Here is a 20,400-nt window from a genome sequence, read left to right as displayed (position 1 = left end):
TGCCTCCTAATACACCTGAATCAACCGAAGCCCATCTGGCGCAAGCACAAATGGACCCGCCGCCACCGCCGGAGTCCGGTGCGCCAAAGAAGAGCAAGCGTCCGCGCAATGCCTTCCTGCTGGTGCTGCTGGTTGGCGTGTCGTTTGCCGTCTACTGGGGTTATCGCGAAACGCTGACCTCGTCGATGCAGGCGCGCGTGTTCACCGACCTCGCCAGCAAGATGACCTACAAGGTCGAGAAGGGAGCGAGCAAGTCGATCCGCTTCCCGCACGACAGCCCGTATGACGAACGCCTGGGCTATGCCGGCCTGCCGGACTACATCGGCAAGCTGAGCCAGCGCGACTACCAGGTCGCGGCGCAGGCGCGCATCTCGCCGAAAATGGCCGAGCTGGCCGACATGGGCGTGTTCGCCACCTACCGCGAAAAGACCAAGACCGGCCTGCGCATCGTCGACTGCCGCGCGCAGGAGCTGTTTGCCGCCAGTTATCCGGAACGCATCTACAACAAGTTCGAGCAGGCGCCGCCGGTGCTGATCAGCAGCCTGCTGTTCATCGAAAACCGCGAGCTGCTCGACAACACCTATCCGAAGCGCAATCCGGCGGTGGAGTGGGACCGGCTGGGCAAGGCGGTGCTGGAGAAGAGCGTCAGCGCCGTGGCCGGCGGTCACCGCGCGGCCGGCGGCAGCACGCTGGCGACGCAGATCGAAAAGTATCGCCACTCGCCGGAAGGCCGCACCGGTTCGATGAAGGACAAGCTGCAGCAGATGGTGTCGGCCAGCCTGCGCTCGTATCAGGACGGCCCGGAAACGCTGAAGGCGCGCCGCCGCATCGTCATCGAATACCTGAACACCGTGCCGCTGTCGGCCAAGCCGGGCTATGGCGAGGTGAACGGTATCGGCGACGGCATGTGGGTGTGGTACGGCCGTTCGTTTGACGACGTCAACAAGCGCCTCAGCGGCAAGCTGGACAAGCCGGATGCGGAAACCGCGCTGGTGTTCAAGGAAGCGCTGAGCCTGATGATCGCGCAGCGCCGTCCAAGCTATTACCTGGGCGACGGCGCGGCCGATCTGGAAGTGCTGGCCAACAGCCACCTGCGCATCCTGGCCAACGACGGCGCCATCACGCCGGCCATGCGCGACGTGGCTTTGCAGCAGCACCTGCATCCGGCCACGGGCAACGGCCTGCAATCGGCGCCGGCGCAGACCTTCGTCAGCCGCAAGGCCTCGAACGCGATCCGCAACCACCTGGCCAATCTGCTGGGCGACAACCGCATGTACAACCTGGACCGCCTCGACCTGAGCGTGGTCAGCACGCTGGACGCGCAGGCGCAGACCGCCGTCACGCAGGTGCTGCGCGATCTGCGCGATCCGGAAAAAGCCAAGGCCGCCGGCCTGACCGGCAAAGGCATGCTGGGCAACGGCGATCCGGCCAACGTGGTGTACAGCTTCACCTTGCTGGAAAAGGGCAAGGACAACAACCTGCTGCGCCTGCAAACGGATAACTTCGACCAGCCGCTGGACATCAACGAGGGCGCCAAGCTGGACCTTGGTTCGACCGCCAAGCTGCGCACGCTGATCACTTATCTGGACATCGTCGACCAGCTGCACAAGAAGTACGGCGGCATGGATGCGGCGGCGCTGGGCCAGGTCAAGGTCGATCCGCAGGACAAGATTTCGCAGTGGGCGCTGGACTACCTGAAGCCGCTGGCGATCGACAAGCGCGAGTTGACGCCGATGCTGAACGCGGCCATGGAACGCAAGTATTCGGGCAATCCGGGCGAAGGCTTCTTCACCGGCGGCGGGCTGCACCACTTCGGCAACTTCTCGAAAGAGGACAACTCGAAGATCCTGACCGTGACCGAGGCACTGCGCCATTCGACCAACCTGGTGTTCGTGCGCCTGATGCGCGACGTGGCCAAGTTCTACATGTTCTCCAATCCGGGTTCGTCGGCGTCGCTGCTGGCGGATGCGGATGATCCGCGCCGCGCCGGCTACCTGGCGCGCTTTGCCGACAAGGAGGGCAAGGAATTCCTGGGCCGCTTCTACGCCAAGTACAAGGGCAAGCCGCCGGAGGAAATCGACAAGATCCTGCTGGCGAACATCCGCAGCACGCCGGTGCGGCTGGCGGTGATCCACCGCACCGTGTATCCGTTGGCGACGCAGGAGCAGTTTGCGGCCTTCCTGAAAGAGAACCTGCCGTCGCAGAATGAGGTGCCGGACGAGCGCGTGGCCAAGCTGTACGACCAGTACGCGATCGGCAACTGGTCGCTGGCGGACCGCGGCTACCTGGCCAGCGTGCATCCGCTGGAACTGTGGATGGCGGCGTATCTGCGCCTGCATCCGGGCGCGACCTTGAGCGAGATGACCAAGGCCAGCGAGCAGGAACGTCAGGACGTGTACCAGTGGCTGTTCAAGACGCACCGCAAGCACGCCCAGGACAAGCGCATCGCCGGGCTGATCGAGGTGGAAGGCTTCATGGAAATCCACAAGCAGTGGAAGAAGATGGGCTATCCGTTCGAATCGCTGGTGCCGTCGTATGCGACCACGCTGGGTGCGTCGGCCGACCGGCCGGCCGCGCTGGCGGAGCTGATGGGGATTGTGGTGAATGGCGGCGTGCGCAAGAGTTCGCAGCGCATCACGTCGCTGCATTTCGCGCAGGGCACGCCGTATGAAACGCTGATCACCAAGGCGCCGCCGACCACCAACGAGCAGGTACTGGCGCCGGAAGTGGCGCGCGTGGTGGCCGATGCGATCCGTGGCGTGGTGTCGGATGGTACGGCCAAGCGCGCCAAGGCAGCGTTTGTGGCGGCGGATGGTTCGATTATTCCGGTGGGCGGCAAGACGGGGACTGGCGACCAGCGCTTTGATGTGTATGCGGCGGGCGGGCGCTTGATCGAGTCGCGGTATGTGAACCGGTCGGCGACGTTTGTGTTCAATATCGGCGAGCGCTTCTTTGGTTCGATGACGGCGTATGTGCATGGGCCGGAGTCGAAGAATTATGACTTTACCAGTGCGCTGCCGGTGCAGTTGCTGGTGGTGCTGGCGCCTAATCTGATGCCGCTGATTGAGCCGCATGCCGCGCCGAAACCCGGCACGGCGGCTGTGGTTAAAGTCGGGGGAGTTGCACCCGAAGTCACTAAGCTGCCATTGCAGGCCTGCGGCGGCTGACTTTTACCCCGCACGGCGCTCCGCCAGGGGCCGGCCCATGGGCCGGCGGGGCGAAGCCCCTCTCCGGACCCTCGGTCAGACCCTTTGCCTCAAAGGGTTGCTGTGCGACTCACTCTTCGGTCGCGTGTTTCTCTTGCATAGTTGCCTATTTCTTGGCAATGTGTGAGCCCATGAAACCTATGCGCCACCACATGTCCAAAATCCTGAAGTTCACCCAGTTCTCGCTCCGGGATCTGTTTGTCGCCGCTGCGCCGACGGTGTTGTTGATCGTCGGCGTCTGCCTGCTGGCGTACTGGCTGGTGGACCCGGCGCCGCCGCGCTCGGTGCGGCTCGGCACCGGCCAGGAGAACTCGGCTTACGAGGAATTCGGCAAGAAGTATGCCGCCGCGCTGGCCAAGCATGGCGTGAAGGTGACCATGGTGCCGTCCGCCGGTTCCAGCGAGAACCTGCGCAACCTGCGCGACGGCAAGGTGGATATCGCCTTCGTGCAAAGCGGTTCGACCAACGAGGAAGCCGCCGAGCGCGAGGGCCTGTCCTCGCTGGGCAGCCTGTTTGTTGAGCCGCTGTGGTTGTTCATTCGCGAGGACAAGAGCAAGCCGCCGATCACCAAGCTGACTGATTTGCGTGGCAAGAAGATCAATTACGGTCCCAAGGGCGCCGGTTCGCCACGGCTGTTCCGCCAGATCCTGGAGCTGAATGGCGTCGAGAAGGACGAAGTAGAGCGCTTTTCGCTGGCGAATACGCCGGCCACGGTGGAGTTGCTGGAAGGCCGCATCGACGGCCTGGTGTTCACCTCGGCGCCGGAAGCGCCGCTGATCCAGATGCTGCTACAAACGCCGGGTATCAAGCTGTTCGACTTCAACCAGGCCGAGGCCTACGCGCGCAAGATGCCGTTCCTGACGCATGTGATGCTGCCACAGGGCATTGTCGATCTGGGGCGCAATATTCCGTCCGAAGACTACAACCTGATCGCGCCGACCGCCACGCTGGTGGCGCGGGAGGATCTGCATTCGGCGCTGGTGGATTTGTTCGTGCAGGCGGCATCGACCATTCATAGCGGCGCGGGCTGGTTCCAGCAGCAGGGGCAATTCCCGTCGGCCAAGTACACCGAGATTCCGGTCGATGCCGAAGCGGCCAAGTTCTACAAGAGCGGGCCGCCATTCCTGCAGCGCTACATGACCTTCTGGCTGGCCAACTTCTTCGACCGCATGTGGGTGCTGGTGGTGGCGCTGGGTGCGCTGATCCTGCCGCTGTCGAAGGTGATTCCGCCGCTGTACGTGTGGCGCATCCGTTCGCGCGTGTACAAATGGTACGGCCAGTTGCGGGCGGTGGAACAGCGTGTCGAGGAAGCGCCGCAGGCGACGCGCATGCAGGTGTATGAGGAGCAGCTCAAGCGTCTCGACGAGATCGAGGAGCTGGTCAACCAGGTATCGATACCGCTGTCGTTTGCCGACGGCTTGTACGGCTTGCGCAGCCACATCCAGTTCGTGCGCAAGCGCATCCTGTTCCTGATGGGCGAGGCCAGCCCCGCCGCACCGGAAGCCGTGCCCGTCTAAATCAGGCGCCGATCCAGGGCAGGCCGGCCTTGCACCAGCCGCTGACATTCTTGCGGTGGCCCAGCTCGTCCTTGTCGCCTTCGAAGCCTTCCAGGATGTCGTAGCAGTGCTGGTAGCCGTGCTCGGTCGCCAGCTTGGCTGCACCACGCGAGCGCACGCCCGATCGGCACAAGAACAAAATGACCTGATCCTTGCGCGCCACCGAATTTAATTGCTCGATGAATTCATGGTTGGCGTTGCCGCCTGGATAAGTCGCCCATTGCACCGCACCATGTTGGGCTTCCGGAATGGCCACGCGGCCCACCCAGTCGCGCTCGGCGTTGGTGCGCACATCGACCAGCTTGACCGCGTTTTCCGCACTCAGCAATTCAAACGCTTCCTGCGGCGTGACCGCGCCGGCATAGGGCCAGTCCTTGCTCCGGCTGCGCGCCAAAGCCAGAATCTCATCTATTTTGCTCATAAGGTTTTCCGGTAATAAGTTTAAGTTTATTATAGGCGTCCGTGCGCGGCCCGCGATTGCGATGCACCAAAACCATGCGCTTTTCAGAAAAAATCCTAAAATGCACTTACAAGGTGCAAAATACTGGAAACGCACTAAAGAAGTGCGAGACTGATCTGCTGACAATTTGGGCAATTGGACACGCTCGTGAATTTTAGATTCATTTTGCACCCAAGTTCAAAGACGCTACCAACATATCGATATGAGTTTCGGGCTGGCACAGATACTGCTTACTTACGCCTCACGAGTTCCACACATTCCCTTTAGGAGATACGCATGGCAATGACAGCCGCAGAAGTTCTGAAAATGGTCCAGGAAAACGAAGTCAAATTCGTTGATTTCCGTTTCGCTGATACCCGTGGTAAAGAACAGCACGTCACCGTGCCTGTGTCGGCTTTCGACATCGACAAGTTCGAATCGGGTCACGCGTTTGACGGTTCCTCGATCGCCGGCTGGAAGGGTATTGAAGCATCCGACATGATTCTGATGCCTGATCCAAACACCGCGAACATCGACCCGTTCATGGAAGAGACCACGCTGTTCATGCAATGCGACGTGATCGAGCCAGCCGACGGCAAGGGCTACGACCGTGATCCACGCTCCATCGCCAAGCGCGCGGAAGCCTACCTGAAATCGTCGGGCATCGGCGATACCGCCTACTTCGGCCCGGAACCAGAATTCTTCATCTTCGACAGCGTGCGCTGGAAGATCGACATGTCCGGCTGCTTCGTCAAAGTGGATTCCGACGAAGCGTCGTGGTCGACCGACAAGGAAATCGAAGGCGGCAACAGCGGCCACCGTCCAACCGTCAAGGGCGGCTACTTCCCAGTGCCACCAGTGGACAGCTTCCAGGACATGCGTTCGGAAATGTGCCTGATCCTGGAATCGCTGGGCATCCCGGTTGAAGTGCACCACCACGAAGTGGCCGGCGCTGGCCAGAACGAAATCGGCACCAAGTTCTCGACCCTGGTCGAGCGCGCCGACTGGACCCAGAACCTGAAATACGTGGTCTGGAACGTGGCCCACAGCTACGGCAAAACCGCGACCTTCATGCCGAAACCTATCGTTGGCGACAACGGTTCGGGCATGCACGTGCACCAGTCGATCTGGAAAGGCGGCGTCAACCTGTTCGCAGGCGACGGCTATGCCGGCCTGTCGGAAACCGCGCTGTACTACATCGGCGGCATCATCAAGCACGCCAAGGCACTGAACGCGATCACCAACCCAGGCACCAACTCGTACAAGCGTCTGGTGCCAGGCTTCGAAGCGCCAGTGAAACTGGCTTACTCGGCGAAAAACCGTTCGGCGTCGATCCGTATTCCACACGTGGCCAATCCAAAAGGCCGTCGTATCGAAACCCGCTTCCCTGATCCACTGGCCAACGTCTACCTGTGCTTCTCGGCGCTGCTGATGGCCGGTCTGGACGGTATCCAGAACAAGATCCACCCAGGCGAAGCAGCATCGAAAGATCTGTACCACCTGCCGCCGGAAGAAGACGCACTGATCCCAACCGTGTGCGCTTCGCTGGAAGAAGCCCTGGACAACCTGAACAAAGACCGCGAGTTCCTGACCCGTGGCGGCGTGTTCAGCGATTCCATGATCGATGCCTACATCGAGCTGAAAATGCAAGACGTACAACGTATGCGCATGACCACTCACCCTGCTGAGTTCGACATGTACTACTCGCTGTAATCACTGGCGTCAGCCGGTCATACAGAACGCGGGGCGAGCAGAGCTTTCCCCGCGTTTTTATTTGGATGCTGTATATTCGGAGGGACAGGTTCCACCCACGGATTTACGAATGACAACGAGTTTGAAACTGAGTGCGCTGCTGGCGCTGTTGGCTTCCGCCGCCGCACATGGACAGATCTACAAATGCCAACCGCCCGGTGGCAGTGTCGAGTTCACCGACATCAACCGCGGCAGCTACTGCAAGCTGATGGACCTGCCCGGCATGACGGTGCCGGCGCCCACGCGGCGCGCGGCGCCAGCGGCACGGAACGCCGCGCCGGTGACCACGCCGGGCGAGTTCCCGCGCGTCGACAACGCCGAGCAGCGCGCGCGCGACGCCGACCGCCGCGGCATTCTGGAAGACGAGCTCAAGACCGAACAGCAAAAGCTGACGGACATGCGCCGCGAATTCAACAACGGCGAGCCGGAACGGCGCGGCGACGAACGCAACTATGCGAAGTACCAGGAACGGGTGGCCACGCTGCGTGACAGCATCAGCCGCTCGGAAAAGAATGTCGATGCCTTGAAACGTGAGATTGCGAATATCCGATGAGCCTAGTAAGTAATATTGCGGCCCGCGCGGCCGCCGCCATCAACCGGCCTCCGGCGCTGGCCGGCCTGGAGCTGCTGGCTTCGGCCGTGGTCATGCTGGACGCCGGCGGCCACATCGCCTACGCCAACGCCGCCGCCGAGAACCTGCTGGAGAACTCGCTGAAGGCGCTGTCGCGCCAGAAGCTCGGCGCGCAGTTCGTCAATCCAGACGAGCTGGACAATATTGTCGCACAGGCGCGCGAACACAAATTTTCCGACCTGCGCCAGGACCTGACGCTGGAACGCGCCGGCCGCGAGCCGCTGCATGTGCACAGCATCGTCTCGGTGCTGGACGAGCCGGCCGGCCACGTGCTGATCGAACTGCGGGAAAACCAGCAGCACCTGAAGCTGGACCGCGAGGAGCGCATCCTCGACCAGAGCCAGGTCAACAAGGAGCTGATCCGCAACCTGGCGCACGAGATCAAGAATCCGCTGGGCGGCATCCGTGGCGCCGCGCAGCTGCTGGAGATGGAACTGCCGGCGCTGCACGCGGTGCAGCTGCGCGAATACACCCAGGTCATCATCAAGGAGGCCGACCGCCTGCAGACCCTGGTCGACCGCCTGCTGGCGCCGCACCGCCGGCCGCACATCGTCGGCGACGTCAACATCCACGAAGTGCTGGAGCGCGTGCGCAGCCTGATGCTGGCCGAGTTCCCGTCCGGCCTGACCATCCTGCGCGACTATGACGCCTCGATTCCCGAGTTCCGGGGCGACAAGGAGCAGCTGATCCAGACCGTGCTCAACATCGCGCACAACGCCGCCCAGGCGCTGGCGGCGCAGATCGAGGCGGGCGATGCGCAGATCGTTTTCAAGACGCGGGTGGCGCGCCAGGTCACGCTGGCCAAGGTCCGTTACGGGCTGGCATTAGACTTGCATATCATTGACAATGGACCGGGTATCGCACCCCAGATCCGCGACCGCATCTTCTACCCATTGGTGTCAGGCAGGGAGGGCGGCAGCGGCCTGGGGCTGACCTTGGCACAGACCTTCGTGCAACAGCACATGGGCGTGATCGAGTGCGAGAGCCGGCCTGGATTTACGGATTTCCGTATTTTGCTGCCGTTGCCATAAGCCGCGGCGGGCAATGCGGACCGTGTCCCTTGATTGACGATCCATCGCGGAATACACACAACACATGAAGCCAATCTGGATAGTAGACGACGACGAATCGATCCGCTGGGTACTGGAAAAAGCATTAGCCAGGGAAAACCTGGCCACCAAGAGTTTTGCCAATGCACGCGACGCCATCGCCGCGCTGGAATATGAAACGCCGCAGGTGCTGGTGTCCGACATCCGCATGCCGGGCGACTCAGGGCTGGACTTGCTGCAACTGGTGAAGTCACGCCTGCCGGGCCTGCCGGTCATCATCATCACCGCTTTCTCCGACCTCGATTCCGCCGTGGCGGCCTTCCAGGGCGGCGCCTTCGAATACCTGGCCAAGCCGTTCGATATCGACAAGGCCGTCGAGCTGATCCGGCGCGCGCTGGATGAAAGCCTGCGCGAGACCAGCGTGGAATCGGGACCGACGGAAACGCCGGAAATCCTCGGCCAGGCGCCAGCCATGCAGGAAGTGTTTCGCGCCATCGGCCGCCTGTCGCAGTCGAATGTGACGGTGCTGATCACCGGCGAATCCGGTTCCGGCAAGGAGCTGGTGGCGCGTGCGCTGCACAAGCACAGCCCGCGTGCGGCGCAGCCTTTCATCGCGCTGAATACGGCGGCGATTCCCAAGGATTTGCTGGAGTCCGAACTGTTCGGCCACGAGCGCGGCGCCTTCACCGGCGCGCAGACCACGCGCCGCGGCCGCTTTGAGCAGGCCGAGAACGGCACGCTGTTCCTCGATGAAATCGGCGACATGCCGTTCGATTTGCAGACGCGCCTGTTGCGCGTGCTGTCGGACGGTCACTTCTATCGCGTCGGCGGCCATCAGCCGCTGAAGGCCAACGTGCGCGTGATCACGGCAACGCACCAGAATCTGGAGCAGCGTGTGCGCGAAGGCTTGTTCCGCGAAGACTTGTATCACCGCCTGAACGTGATCCGCTTGCGTCTGCCCAGTTTGAGGGAGCGTCGCGAGGACATCCCTATTTTGGTGCGTCACTTCCTGGTGCAGAGCGCGAAACAGCTGGGCGTTGAAGCCAAGCGCATGAGCGACGCGGCCTTGCAGTTCCTGGCCAGCCTGGAGTTGCCGGGCAATGTGCGCCAGCTGGAAAATCTGTGCAACTGGATCACCGTGATGGCGCCGGGGCAGACGGTGGAGATCAAGGATCTGCCGCTGGAGCTGTCGCAGGAGCAAAGCGGTGCGTCGTCGGCGGCGCCGCTGTCGGCTGGCGCGGCCACCGGCGACAGCTACAGCGCGCCGCAGCACCACGGTACGGTGACGGCGGTGGCGACGGATGCCTCCGCCAGCGCGGCCGGTTCGCCGGATGCGTGGCTGGGACTGCTGGAAATGCAGGCTGCCAGCATGCTCAGTGGCGGTCAGCAGGAAGTGATGGCGGTGCTGGGACGGCAGTTCGAGTCGGCGCTGATCAAGACTGCGCTCAAGCATACGCATGGCCGCAAGAACGATGCGGCGGTGCGGCTGGGGATAGGCCGCAATACCATCACCCGCAAGATTGCCGAACTCGGCATCGACGGCGCGAAGGACGACTAAACCGCTTCGCGCGTGAACGAAACGGCGCCTTGCTGCACAAGGCGCCGTTTTTTTACATCAGCGCCACTGCATCGGCGCCGGCGGCGATGCGCATGGGCGCGGCTGGATCGGTGGCGGCCTGCCACACCGCCTGCGCCACATCGACCGCCTGCGTCACTTCCTCCGTCGACTGCTGCCAGCCCGCAAACACATGCTGCGCCATGGCCGCATAAGCTTCCGGAATCGCTCCCTGCATGCGCGGCTGCGCGTTGGCGCCAAAGCTGGTGGTCGGCGCGCGGCCCGGCAGCACCAGGTTGACGCGCACGTTGAACTGCGCCAGTTCCAGCGCCAGCGATTCGGTGAAGGCATTCACCGCCGCCTTGCTGGCCGTGTACACCGACAACAGCGGCAAGGATTTCAAGGTCACGCTCGACGTCACGTTGATGACCACGCCCGCCTTGCGCTCGCGCATCTGCGGCAGCACCGCCTGCGTCATGGCCATGACGCCAAAGGTATTGGTCTCGAACACCTCGCGCACCTTGTCCAGACTGGTGCCTTCCAGCGCACCCAGCATGCCGATGCCGGCGTTGTTGACCAATACGTCGACCGGGCCGGCCGCTTCGATCACGTTGCGGATGCTGGCGGCGTCGGCCACATCCAGCGGCAGCACGCGCAGGTTTGCCGAGGGCGGCAGCAGGTCCGTGCGCGGCGTGCGCATGGTGGCGATCACGCGCCAGTCGCGTTCAAGAAAATAGCGGGCGGTTTCCAGGCCGAAGCCGGACGAGCAGCCGGTGATGAGGATGGTTTTCATGGGAACTCCTGTGGAATGGTGTGACGACACTGTAGTCGTCCACTGGTGGACTTGCTACAATTGTTCGTCCACATTCCATTCGCAAGCGTCCAGACATGATCGATCCCCTCGCCGAAGTGGTGACCCTGCTGCAGCCACGCATCCGGTTCTCGAAAGTCGTCAGCAGCGCCGGTCCGTGGCGCGTGCGGCGCTCGCATGAAGGGCAGCCCTTTTACTGCGTGGTGCTGGAAGGCGCCAGCCTGCTGACCACCGAAGGCCGGGAGCCGCTGTCGCTGCGGCAGGGCGATTTCGTGCTGATACCGGAGTCGCATGCATTCTCGATGAGCAGCCTGAAGCCGCCGCCGGCCGCCGCGCTCGATGCCGCGCCGCAGGCGCTGCCGAACGGCGAATTCCGCTTCGGCCCGCCGGACAGTCCAACCGAGGCCGTGCTGCTGATCGGCCATTGCGCCTTCGATTCGCCGGATGCGGCGCTGCTGGTCTCGCTGTTGCCGCGCCTGATCCACGTGCGCGGCGAACAGCGGCTGTCGACGCTGGTGCAACTGGTGGGCGAGGAATCGCGCGCACGGCGTCCGGGACGCGAGGTGGTGCTGGCGCATTTGCTGGAAGTGCTGCTGATCGAAGCCTTGCGTTCCAGCGCCGTCACTGCCGCGACGCCGGGCCTGCTGCGCGGGCTGGCCGATGAGCGCCTGGCGCTGGCGCTGCGGCGCATGCACGAGCAGATGACCGCGCCGTGGACGGTGGCACAGTTGGCCAAGGAGGCAGCGCTGTCGCGCTCGGCATTCTTCGAGCGCTTCAGCCGCGCGGTGGGCGTGGCGCCGATGGAGTATCTGCTGCGCTGGCGCATGGCCAAGGCCAAGAACCTGCTGCGCCGGCGGGAGGGCAACGTGGCCGCCGTGGCCGAGCGCGTCGGCTATGGTTCGGCCAGCGCCTTCAGCGTGGCGTTCACACGGCACGTGGGCATGTCGCCGACCCGCTACGCGCTTACGCCGCCGCCCGCGCCGCCCGCTTGACCGCCTGCGGCGGCACACCGTAGGCGCGCAGGAAGGCGCGGCGCATGCGCTCGGGATCGTCGAAGCCGACTTCGCGCGCGACCACGTCGATGGCGTGATTGCCTTCCTCGATCATGTTGCGCGCCGCCTCCACGCGCAGTGTTTCCACCGCCTTGGCCGGCGACTGGCCGGTCTCCAGCCGGAACGCGCGGCTGAACTGGCGCCGGCTCAGGCTGGCCGCGTCGGCCAGCTCGTCGACCGACAGCGCCTTGCGCAGATTGCGCTTGGCGTAGGTGAGGGCGGTCTGGATGCGGTCCGATTTCGGCTCCAGTTCCAGCAGCGCGGAAAACTGCGACTGGCCGCCGGTGCGGCGGTGATACACCACCATCTTGCGCGCCACCTCGCGCGCCAGCTCGACGCCGTAATCGGCTTCCACCAATGCCAGCGACAGGTCGATGCAGGCCGTCATGCCGGCCGAACTCCACACGTGGTCGTGCTCGATGAAGATGCGGTCTTCCTCCACCCGGGTTTTCGGATAGCGGCGTTGCAGCTCGCGCGCCAGCGCCCAGTGCGTCGTCACGCGCCGGCCTTCCAGCAGGCCCGCTTCCGCCAGCAGAAAGGCGCCGGTGCAGATGCTGGCGGTGCGGCGCGAGGCGCGGCTGGCGTCGCGCAAAAAGTCCACGAACGGGGCCGACGCCTGGATCAGCTCCATGCTGCCGGCCACCATGATGGTGTCGAAGCCCGGCGCGCTGAACGGCTGCGTCATGACCGCCACGCCGGATGAGCTGGCCACCGGCCCGCCGTGCTCGGACAGCATGTGCATCTCGTAATACGGTCCGCCCGGCATGGCGTTGGCGACCTCGAACACGGTCACCGCCGCCAGGTCGACAATCTGGAAGCCGGGAAACAGCAGCAAGCCGATGGTTTTTTTCATGATGGCCTAAAAAGAGGTATCTATGTCACACGGGCCTTAGTCTGCGCCCCTACACTGAGCCTGTCAACTTAACCAACAGGAGCACACATCATGACAACCGCACTCATTACCGGCGCATCCTCGGGCATCGGCGCAGTCTACGCAGAACGTCTGGCCCGCCGTGGCTATGATCTGGTCCTGGTGGCGCGCGACGCCGCCAAGCTGACCGCGCTGGCGTCCCGCCTGCAAGCCGCCACCGGCCGCCAGGTCGACACCATCGCCGCCGACCTGGGCGTGACCGCCGAGCTGCGCCGCGTCGAGCAGCGCCTGAGCAGCGACAGCAGCATCGGCATGCTGGTGAATAACGCCGGCCTCGGCGCCGTCAAGTCGCTGGTCGATTCGACGCCGGAAGAACTCGATACGCTGATCAACGTGAACATCACCGCGCTGACCCGCCTGACCCGCGCCGCCGCGCCGGGCATGGTGGCACGCGGCCAGGGCGCCATCATCAACATTTCGTCGATCGCCGCGCTCAAGCCCGAGCTGCTGAACGGCACCTACGGCGGCAGCAAGGCCTTCGTGCTGGCGTTGAGCCAGTCGCTGCATCACGAGCTGGGCGGCAAGGGCGTGCAGGTGCAGGCGGTGTTGCCGGGGGCGATCGCCACGCCGTTCTGGGACCGCGCCGGCCACGCCGTCGAGAACCTGCCGCAGGAATGGGTGATGACGCCGGAAGACCTGGTGGACGCGGCGCTGTCCGGCTTCGACCAGCGCGAACTGGTGACCGTGCCGTCGCTGCCGGACCTGGGCGACTTCACCCGCATGGAAGAGGCGCGCAACGCGCTGGCCGGCAACCTGTCGCGCAACAAGCCGGGCGTGCGCTATTTAACCGCTGCGTAATCTGGCGCAACATCAGTTTGAGGTAAGCTCTTGGCTGACGAAGCCAAGGGCTTTTCTTTTTTATGGAATGCGTATGCTGATTAATTGTGTGGCCTATCAGGATGGTAAAAAACTGGCCGACATTCCGGTGGAAGACATCAGCGATTATGTCGAGAAACCGGAGACCTTTGTCTGGGTGGCGCTGCGCGACGCCCAGCCCGACGAGCTGGCGGTGATGCAGCACGAGTTCGGCCTGCACGAGCTGGCCGTCGAGGACGCCAGCCGCGGACACCAGCGGCCGAAGATCGAGGAATACGGCGATTCGCTGTTCGTGGTGGTGAAGACCATCGAGTGCCACGAGCACGAGGTGACGGTGGGCGAAGTCGACATCTTCGTCGGCCAGAACTATGTGCTGTCCTCGCGCGACGGCGACAGCCAGCAGGGCTTCCAGAACGTGCGCGCGCGCGCCGAGAAGGAGCCGCACATGCTGCGCCTGGGGCCGGCCTTCGTGCTGTACGCGCTGATGGACACGGTGGTGGACCGCTACTTCCCGGTGCTCGACATGCTGGAAACCGAGCTGGAAAAAATCGAGGAGATGATCTTCACCCAGGGCCGCCAGCGCGACAACATCCAGCGCCTGTACCAGCTGAAGAGCAAGGTCACCGTGGTGCGCCACGTGGTGGTGCCGCTGATGGAGGCGGTGGGGCGGCTGCACGGCGGCCGCGTGCCGGCGATGTGCCAGGACACCCAGGAATACTTCCGCGACGTGCACGATCACCTGCACCGCATCAGCGCCTCGCTGGACGGCATCCGCGACACCATCGCCACCGCGATCCAGGTCAACCTGTCGATGACGGCCATCGAGGAAAGCGAAGTAAACAAGCGGCTGGCGGCGTGGGCGGCGATCTTTGCCATCGTCACCGCGTTTGCCGGGCTGTGGGGCATGAACTTCAAGTTCATGCCGGAGCTGGAGTGGAAGTTCGGTTATCCGATGGCGATCGCCATCATGGTCGGCGTGTGCCTGTACCTGCACCGGCGCTTCAAGAAGGCCGGCTGGCTGTAGGCAAAAAAAAATCCCCCGGCCGCGCTGACGCCGCCGGGGGATGTTCAGGTCAACTTCGGATTAGAAGTCGTAGGTGGCGCGCACGTACAGGGTGCGGCCGGTTGGGTCGGCATAACGCGGGTCATAGCCAGCCTGGAAGTGACCAGTCTGGTACGACAGCGGTGGATCGCGGTCGAAGATGTTGCGCACGCCGGCGGTCAGGGTCAGGCCCTTCATTGCCGTCCACGAGCCGTAGCCGTCGAAGGTGGTGTACGACGCGACGTTGTGGTTTGGATCATTCGAGTTGTCCTGATCCTGGTAGCCCGACTTGTAGTGCGCGGCAACGCCGGCGCCGAACTTGCCCTGGTTCCAGTTCACGTTGACGGTGTTCTGCCAGCGGAAGATCGGACCGTCACCCGAGAAGACGCCAACTTTGTTGTGCATCTCGTCGCCGGCAAAGTTCTGGTACTCATACTTGTGTACCCAGGTGCCGTTGTAGGCCATGGTGAAGCTGCCGTAGTCGGCGGTACGCAGACGGTAGCTGGCCGACAGGTCGACACCGTTGGTGTTCATGTCGCCCAGATTCTGGGTACGCAGGTCCAGGTAGCCGCAGGTGATCGGGTTAGGACATTGCGAACCGTCCACTGCCAGGTCGCCGGAGGCGTTGCGGATGATGTGCGACGAGAACAGGGTTGGATTGTCCAGCACGTCGTAGTCCGCCAGGCTGCCGATTTGCTGGGTCAGGCGGATCGACCACCAGTCCGCGCTCAGCGACAGGTTGTTGATCGGTTCCCACACGACACCGATGGTGCCGTTTTTCGAACGCTCTGGGCTCAGACCTTTCTGACCACCGTTCAGCACCTGGAACTGCTGATCGCAGTTGTCGGACGCTGGCTTGCCAGGCTGGGCAACGCCGCCTGGGCAGTTCTTCGGATCGTTCAGGGTGTCGGCCGCATTGGTGTAGGCGTTGCCGGCATTGATGTCATACAGCGACGGTGCGCGGAAGCCTTTCGAGAACGAACCGCGGAACAGCACTTCCTTGGTCGGCTGGAAACGGAAGCCGAACTTCGGATTGAAGGTGTGGCCGAAGTCGCTGTACTTGTCGTAGCGGAAGGCCGCGGTCAGGTCCAGGGATTTCAGCACAGGAACGTTCAGTTCGCCGAAGAAGGCCGACACGTTACGCGAACCTTCGTTCAGGGTGTTCGGATCGATACCGGTCGAGGCGATCACTTTTGCCGCAAACTCGGTATTGGCCGCGCTGATGAAGTCCTGGTGCTCATACTGCGCGCCCAGGGCCAGGCCTGCCTGGTGGCCGGTCTGGAACCAGTCGCCTACTTCGCGGCTGATTTTCAGGTCGGCGCCCTTGCTGGTGCCCTTGGCGTTCTGGATGTTGCCGTTCAGGGCGGCGCTGTTCAGCAGCGCGGTGCCGGCGGCGCTCTGGTCGCCGAACGGGTTGATCACACCGTTCAGCACGCCAGCGGTGATGATGCCGCCGTCGCTGTAGCCGTACAGGTTTTCCTTGACCTTGTTTTCATTGTAGGTCACGGCGCCGTTGTAGTCCCAGCCGGCGATCGTGCCGTTCATCGAGACCACCAGACGCTGCTGCTTGTTGATGTTTTCATCCGCCCGCGCGCCATTCGGCAGATCGCGCCAGCGCGCGGTGACGAAGCCCGGCATCACGCCAGGGGTGGCGTTGCCGCCTGCCGAGGTGAAGTTCGGGTCCAGGCCGGCAGCGGTTGGGTAGTACGGGTTAGGCGTGCCGTCCGGGCGCAGGCGGTTGATGTACAGGCCGCCGTATGGCACCGGTGCGATCGCGCTCTGGACCTTGCTCTCGGTCGACAGCAGCTCGATGCCCAGCTCGTGGTTTTCGTTGATCTTGAACGTGCCCTTGATCATGCCGGTGGTGCGCTCGCTCTTCGGAATGTAGTCGACGAAGGACGAGGTGGTCATCTGGCACTGGCCGTTCGAGCCCGCGATCAGGTGGCTGCCGGTGGTGCAGTCAGGACCGGCCGGGTTGCCGGCCAGGTTGCCCTGCGCCCAGTTGGCCGGGAAGGTCGACGACGACAGGCCGCCAGCGTAGCGGGTGTTGAAGTCGCGCTGGGTGCCGCCGATGCGGTGCTGTTCCTGGTGGTCCACCATCGCGAAGATGTTGAAGCCGTTCTTGTCCAGGTCGCCCCAGCCGTAGCCGACGTTGAAGTTGTTGGCGAAGCCACCGTCATGCTGTGGATTGTCCGCGCCCAGGGTGATGGTGCCGCCCTGGTAGTCTTTTTTGGTGATGAAGTTGATCACGCCGCCGACCGCGTCGGAGCCGTACAGTGCCGACGCGCCGTCGCGCAGCACTTCCACGCGTTCCAGTGCCGCGAACGGGATCATGTTCAGGTCGGGCGCCGAGCTGTCGTAGGCATTGTTGGCCAGGCGACGGCCGTTCAGCAGCACCAGCGTCTTGTTGGCGCCGATGCCGCGCAGGTCGGCGAACGAGGCGCCGCCGGTGCCCGAGCCGACCACCTGGCTGGTGCCTTGCGAGGCTTGCGACACGCTCAGATTGGCCATCACTTGCTCGATGGTGGTGATGCCTTCCTTCTTCAGGTCGGCCATCTTCACGATCGTCACCGGCACGGCGGTCTCAGCGTCGATGCGCTTGATGGCCGAACCGGTAATTTCAACGCGCTGGATCGGCGCGGTATCTTGGGCGAATGCCGGTTGTGCCAGCATCAGGGCGGCGCTGCTGGCGAACATCACGCGCAGCGAACGCGACAAAACGGTTTCCATCATCATTGATCAAACTCCTTGGGTGTTTCACGAGGTCTAGTTATTCAAAGCTACCTGGCAAAAAATCTGAAAGCGATTCTTTAGCGGCGTTATCAGACCATTTGCACCATATTGGGTCAATTGGCAATCTGTAACAACTTTGAAATAAACAACACTTTGTGCGGTATTTATCGGAAACCCGCCGTTTTTTTACACAAAAATACAAATTTTTGGCCGCATTAATGCGGCCATGTGCTAGGGAGAGGGGAGGTGTTCAACCAGGTTCATACTGTGTTGCCATCGACAGCGCCAGCGCTTCGGCCACCTTGATGCCGTCGACGCCGGCCGACAGGATGCCGCCGGCGTAACCGGCGCCTTCACCGGCCGGGAACAGGCCGCGCGTGTTCAGGCTTTGCAGCGTGTCGTCGCGGCGCTTGATGCGGATCGGCGACGAGGTGCGCGTCTCCAGGCCGGTCAGCACGGCGTCGTGCTTGAAATAGCCTTTGAGCTGCTTGTCGAACGCCGGGAAGGCTTCGCGCAGCGCCGTCACGGCGAATTCCGGCAGGATCTGCGCCAGGTCGGTCAGCGTGATGCCGGGCTTGTACGACGGCACCACCGCGCCGAAGTCGGTCGAGGCGCGGCCGGCGACGAAATCGCCCATCAGCTGGCCCGGCGCGTTGTAGGTGCCGCCGCCGAGGTGGAAGGCTTTTTCTTCGAGGTCGCGCTGGAAGGCGACGCCGGCCAGCGGGTGGCCCGGATAGTCGACTTCCGGCGAAATGCTGACCACGATGGCGCTGTTGGCGTTGCGTTCGTTGCGCGAGTACTGGCTCATGCCGTTGGTGACCACGCGGCCCGGCTCCGACGCCGCCGCCACCACCGTGCCGCCCGGGCACATGCAGAAGCTGTAGACGGCGCGGCCGTTCGACGCGTGGTGCACCAGCTTGTAGTCGGCGGCGCCGAGGATCGGGTTGCCGGCGTTGGGGCCGAAGCGGCAGGTGTCGATCAGCGATTGCGGGTGCTCGACGCGGAAGCCGATCGAGAACGGTTTCGCTTCGATGTAGACGCCGCGCTGGTACAGCATCTCGAAGGTGTCGCGCGCGCTGTGGCCGATGGCCAGCACCACGTGGCTGGTGACGATCTTCTCGCCGCTCTCGAGCGTCAGGCCGCGCACCTGGCGGCCGTCGGCGGTGTCCTCGATGTCGATGTCGGTGACCTTGCTCTCGAAGCGGTATTCGCCGCCCAGCGCCTCGATGTTCTCGCGCATCGACTCGACCATCTTGACCAGGCGGAAGGTGCCGATGTGCGGCTTGCTGACGTAGATGATCTCTTCCGGCGCGCCAGCCTTGACGAACTCGTTGAGCACCTTGCGGCCGTAGTGTTTCGGGTCCTTGATCTGGCTGTACAGCTTGCCGTCGGAGAAGGTGCCGGCGCCGCCTTCGCCGAACTGCACGTTGGACTCGGGATTGAGCTTGCGCTGGCGCCAGAAGCCGAAGGTGTCGACGGTGCGCTCGCGCACGATCTTGCCGCGCTCCAGGATGATCGGGCGCAGGCCCATCTGCGCCAGGATCAGCGCCGCCAGCAGCCCGCACGGGCCGATGCCGATCACCACCGGACGCTGGAAGTCCGGATGGGCGGCCAGCGCGGCGCCATCGGCGACGAACTTATAAGAGGTGTCCGGCGACGGCATCAGGTGCACGTCGTGCTGCAGGCGCTTCAGTACCGCCGCTTCGTTGGCGATGTCCACATCCAGCGAATAGATCAGGACGATGGCGCTTTTCTTGCGCGCGTCGTAGCTGCGCTTGTAGATGGTGAAGCCGCGCAGGTCGGCGGCCGGGATGCCCAGGCGCGCCAGGATGGCGGCCGGCAGTTGCTCCGCGCTATGGTCGAGCGGGAGTTTGACTTCGTTTAAACGCAGCATGATGAGGGTTCCAAAAATTGCGGGCTCCGTAGCTAGCGGAGAGTGGTGCGGCCGCCCCATCGGAAGCGGCCGCAGGCGCTATTTTACCTCGGCCGCGATCTTATGCGAAGCCGCCCCAGGCCGCGCTCAGCGCCGAGACCGCCGCCAGCGCCGCTGTTTCTGTGCGCAGAATGCGCGGTCCCATGGACAGCGGCAGGGCGCCGTGGCGCAGCGCCAGGTCTTCCTCCTGCTCGCTGAGGCCGCCTTCGGGACCGACCACCAGCGTCACCGCCTGCGGCGCCTGGTGGCGCGCCCAGTCGGCCAGCGAATGCTCGGCGCGCGGCGTCAGGATGATGCGGCGGTGCAGATCCTGCTGGGTGATCCATTGCTTGTAGTCCTGCGGCGGCGCCAGCTGCGCCAGGCGGTTGCGGCCGCTCTGCTCGGAGGCCGAGACGATGATGCCGCGCCAGTGCTCCAGCTTTTTCTCGGCCCGTTCGGCCGACAGCTTGACCACGCAGCGCTGCGCCGCCAGCGGCTGGAAGCCCGACACGCCCAGTTCGATGGCCTTCTCGATGATCCAGTCCATTTTGCTGCCCTCGGGCAGGGCTTGCGCCAGCGTGACGGCGAATGGCAGTTCGGCCTCGCGCGCGGCGTGGGCCTTGATTTCGACGGTGACGCTGCGGCGGCCAAGCTCGACCACGGCGGCGGCGTACTCGCCGCCATCGCCGTTGAAGACGGTGATCAGCGCGCCCGGCGCGAGACGCAGCACGTGGATGTGGTGGGCCACGCTGTCAGGCAGTGCGAGCTGCTGCCCGATGGTCAAGGATTGTGGACAAAAAAAGCGCGGCATGGATGTCGGGAAATTGCGGAATTGGGCCAATTTTAATACAGCTTGTTGTTTTTTTGCCAGATTTTTAGCTGCTGATGCAGGCAATTTGACGTATTTTCGGCTCA

General features: G+C 63.6%; 15 protein-coding genes. 9 read left to right on the top strand and 6 right to left on the bottom strand.

Annotation, left to right across the window (positions count from 1 at the left end; translation table 11 throughout):
* Positions 1–50: 50 nt before the first annotated feature.
* Both GJ695_RS03540 and GJ695_RS03535 read left to right on the top strand, forming a co-directional pair.
* Positions 51–3,167 carry a transglycosylase domain-containing protein gene (locus tag GJ695_RS03540; protein WP_154362235.1) on the top strand — a complete coding sequence of 1,039 codons (3,117 nt, stop codon included), beginning with the start codon at positions 51–53 and terminating at the stop codon, positions 3,165–3,167.
* Positions 3,168–3,358: 191 nt separating this feature from the next.
* On the top strand, positions 3,359–4,723 hold the full coding sequence (locus GJ695_RS03535) for a TAXI family TRAP transporter solute-binding subunit (protein ID WP_154362234.1): 1,365 nt from the start codon (positions 3,359–3,361) through the stop codon (positions 4,721–4,723).
* Between the two features lies 1 nt (position 4,724).
* Here the strand turns inward: GJ695_RS03535 and GJ695_RS03530 are convergent, their stop codons facing one another.
* The gene (locus tag GJ695_RS03530) at positions 4,725–5,183 is read right to left on the bottom strand and encodes a rhodanese-like domain-containing protein (RefSeq protein WP_154362233.1); all 459 of its coding nucleotides are present in this window, start codon (positions 5,181–5,183) and stop codon (positions 4,725–4,727) included.
* Positions 5,184–5,498: 315 nt separating this feature from the next.
* Here GJ695_RS03530 and glnA point away from each other — a divergent pair, with 315 nt between their 5' ends.
* The 4 genes from glnA to ntrC all read left to right on the top strand — a co-directional run bounded on the left by glnA (position 5,499) and on the right by ntrC (position 10,191).
* Positions 5,499–6,914, top strand: coding sequence for a type I glutamate--ammonia ligase (gene glnA / locus GJ695_RS03525; RefSeq protein ID WP_154360856.1), 1,416 nt, complete (start codon positions 5,499–5,501; stop codon positions 6,912–6,914).
* A gap of 109 nt (positions 6,915–7,023) precedes the next feature.
* Positions 7,024–7,506, top strand: a complete 483-nt coding sequence (locus GJ695_RS03520; protein ID WP_154362232.1) for a DUF4124 domain-containing protein — start codon at positions 7,024–7,026, stop codon at positions 7,504–7,506.
* Complete coding sequence (glnL, locus tag GJ695_RS03515) at positions 7,503–8,615, top strand: nitrogen regulation protein NR(II) (RefSeq protein ID WP_154362231.1); 1,113 nt, start codon at positions 7,503–7,505, stop codon at positions 8,613–8,615. Before GJ695_RS03520 ends, glnL begins: the two co-directional genes overlap by 4 nt.
* 64 nt (positions 8,616–8,679) lie before the next feature.
* Positions 8,680–10,191 carry a nitrogen regulation protein NR(I) gene (gene ntrC / locus GJ695_RS03510; RefSeq protein ID WP_154362230.1) on the top strand — a complete coding sequence of 504 codons (1,512 nt, stop codon included), beginning with the start codon at positions 8,680–8,682 and terminating at the stop codon, positions 10,189–10,191.
* A 52-nt stretch (positions 10,192–10,243) separates the two neighbouring features.
* Here the strand turns inward: ntrC and GJ695_RS03505 are convergent, their stop codons facing one another.
* The gene (locus GJ695_RS03505) at positions 10,244–10,981 is read right to left on the bottom strand and encodes an SDR family oxidoreductase (RefSeq protein ID WP_154362229.1); all 738 of its coding nucleotides are present in this window, start codon (positions 10,979–10,981) and stop codon (positions 10,244–10,246) included.
* Between the two features lie 95 nt (positions 10,982–11,076).
* Between GJ695_RS03505 and GJ695_RS03500 the strand changes: the two genes are divergently transcribed.
* Positions 11,077–11,991 (top strand): AraC family transcriptional regulator, encoded by a 915-nt coding sequence (locus GJ695_RS03500; RefSeq protein ID WP_154362228.1) that lies wholly within the window; start codon positions 11,077–11,079, stop codon positions 11,989–11,991.
* Here GJ695_RS03500 and GJ695_RS03495 read toward each other — a convergent pair.
* The gene (locus GJ695_RS03495; RefSeq protein ID WP_154362227.1) at positions 11,963–12,904 is read right to left on the bottom strand and encodes a GlxA family transcriptional regulator; all 942 of its coding nucleotides are present in this window, start codon (positions 12,902–12,904) and stop codon (positions 11,963–11,965) included. The genes GJ695_RS03500 and GJ695_RS03495 overlap by 29 nt on opposite strands.
* A 90-nt stretch (positions 12,905–12,994) precedes the next feature.
* Here GJ695_RS03495 and GJ695_RS03490 point away from each other — a divergent pair, with 90 nt between their 5' ends.
* Together GJ695_RS03490 and corA are read left to right on the top strand one after the other, a co-directional pair.
* On the top strand, positions 12,995–13,780 hold the full coding sequence (locus GJ695_RS03490; RefSeq protein WP_154362226.1) for an SDR family NAD(P)-dependent oxidoreductase: 786 nt from the start codon (positions 12,995–12,997) through the stop codon (positions 13,778–13,780).
* 73 nt (positions 13,781–13,853) lie between these two features.
* A complete protein-coding gene (gene corA, locus GJ695_RS03485; protein WP_154360864.1) occupies positions 13,854–14,822 on the top strand; it encodes a magnesium/cobalt transporter CorA in 969 nt (322 codons plus the stop codon).
* A gap of 60 nt (positions 14,823–14,882) precedes the next feature.
* On the opposite strand, the gene GJ695_RS03480 is transcribed toward corA, so the two are convergent.
* The 3 genes from GJ695_RS03480 to GJ695_RS03470 form a co-directional block, all read right to left on the bottom strand.
* Entirely contained in the window at positions 14,883–17,576 is a 2,694-nt protein-coding gene (locus GJ695_RS03480) for a TonB-dependent receptor (RefSeq protein ID WP_154362225.1), read from the bottom strand.
* A 247-nt stretch (positions 17,577–17,823) separates the two neighbouring features.
* A complete protein-coding gene (locus tag GJ695_RS03475; RefSeq protein ID WP_154362224.1) occupies positions 17,824–19,467 on the bottom strand; it encodes an NAD(P)/FAD-dependent oxidoreductase in 1,644 nt (547 codons plus the stop codon).
* A 100-nt stretch (positions 19,468–19,567) separates the two neighbouring features.
* Positions 19,568–20,296, bottom strand: a complete 729-nt coding sequence (locus GJ695_RS03470; RefSeq protein WP_154362223.1) for a 16S rRNA (uracil(1498)-N(3))-methyltransferase — start codon at positions 20,294–20,296, stop codon at positions 19,568–19,570.
* Positions 20,297–20,400: the final 104 nt, after the last annotated feature.

Source organism: Duganella alba, from assembly GCF_009674495.1.
Taxonomy (GTDB): domain Bacteria; phylum Pseudomonadota; class Gammaproteobacteria; order Burkholderiales; family Burkholderiaceae_D; genus Rugamonas; species Rugamonas alba.
This window is presented reverse-complemented; position numbering and strand designations above follow the sequence as displayed.

Coding starts and splice junctions, on each gene's coding strand:
- GJ695_RS03540 (WP_154362235.1), top strand. CDS start 51: ATGGACCCGCCGCCACCGCCGGAGTCCGGTGCGCCAAAGAAGAGCAAG.
- GJ695_RS03535 (WP_154362234.1), top strand. CDS start 3,359: ATGTCCAAAATCCTGAAGTTCACCCAGTTCTCGCTCCGGGATCTGTTT.
- GJ695_RS03530 (WP_154362233.1), bottom strand. CDS start 5,183: ATGAGCAAAATAGATGAGATTCTGGCTTTGGCGCGCAGCCGGAGCAAG.
- glnA (WP_154360856.1), top strand. CDS start 5,499: ATGGCAATGACAGCCGCAGAAGTTCTGAAAATGGTCCAGGAAAACGAA.
- GJ695_RS03520 (WP_154362232.1), top strand. CDS start 7,024: ATGACAACGAGTTTGAAACTGAGTGCGCTGCTGGCGCTGTTGGCTTCC.
- glnL (WP_154362231.1), top strand. CDS start 7,503: ATGAGCCTAGTAAGTAATATTGCGGCCCGCGCGGCCGCCGCCATCAAC.
- ntrC (WP_154362230.1), top strand. CDS start 8,680: ATGAAGCCAATCTGGATAGTAGACGACGACGAATCGATCCGCTGGGTA.
- GJ695_RS03505 (WP_154362229.1), bottom strand. CDS start 10,981: ATGAAAACCATCCTCATCACCGGCTGCTCGTCCGGCTTCGGCCTGGAA.
- GJ695_RS03500 (WP_154362228.1), top strand. CDS start 11,077: ATGATCGATCCCCTCGCCGAAGTGGTGACCCTGCTGCAGCCACGCATC.
- GJ695_RS03495 (WP_154362227.1), bottom strand. CDS start 12,904: ATGAAAAAAACCATCGGCTTGCTGCTGTTTCCCGGCTTCCAGATTGTC.
- GJ695_RS03490 (WP_154362226.1), top strand. CDS start 12,995: ATGACAACCGCACTCATTACCGGCGCATCCTCGGGCATCGGCGCAGTC.
- corA (WP_154360864.1), top strand. CDS start 13,854: ATGCTGATTAATTGTGTGGCCTATCAGGATGGTAAAAAACTGGCCGAC.
- GJ695_RS03480 (WP_154362225.1), bottom strand. CDS start 17,576: ATGATGATGGAAACCGTTTTGTCGCGTTCGCTGCGCGTGATGTTCGCC.
- GJ695_RS03475 (WP_154362224.1), bottom strand. CDS start 19,467: ATGCTGCGTTTAAACGAAGTCAAACTCCCGCTCGACCATAGCGCGGAG.
- GJ695_RS03470 (WP_154362223.1), bottom strand. CDS start 20,296: ATGCCGCGCTTTTTTTGTCCACAATCCTTGACCATCGGGCAGCAGCTC.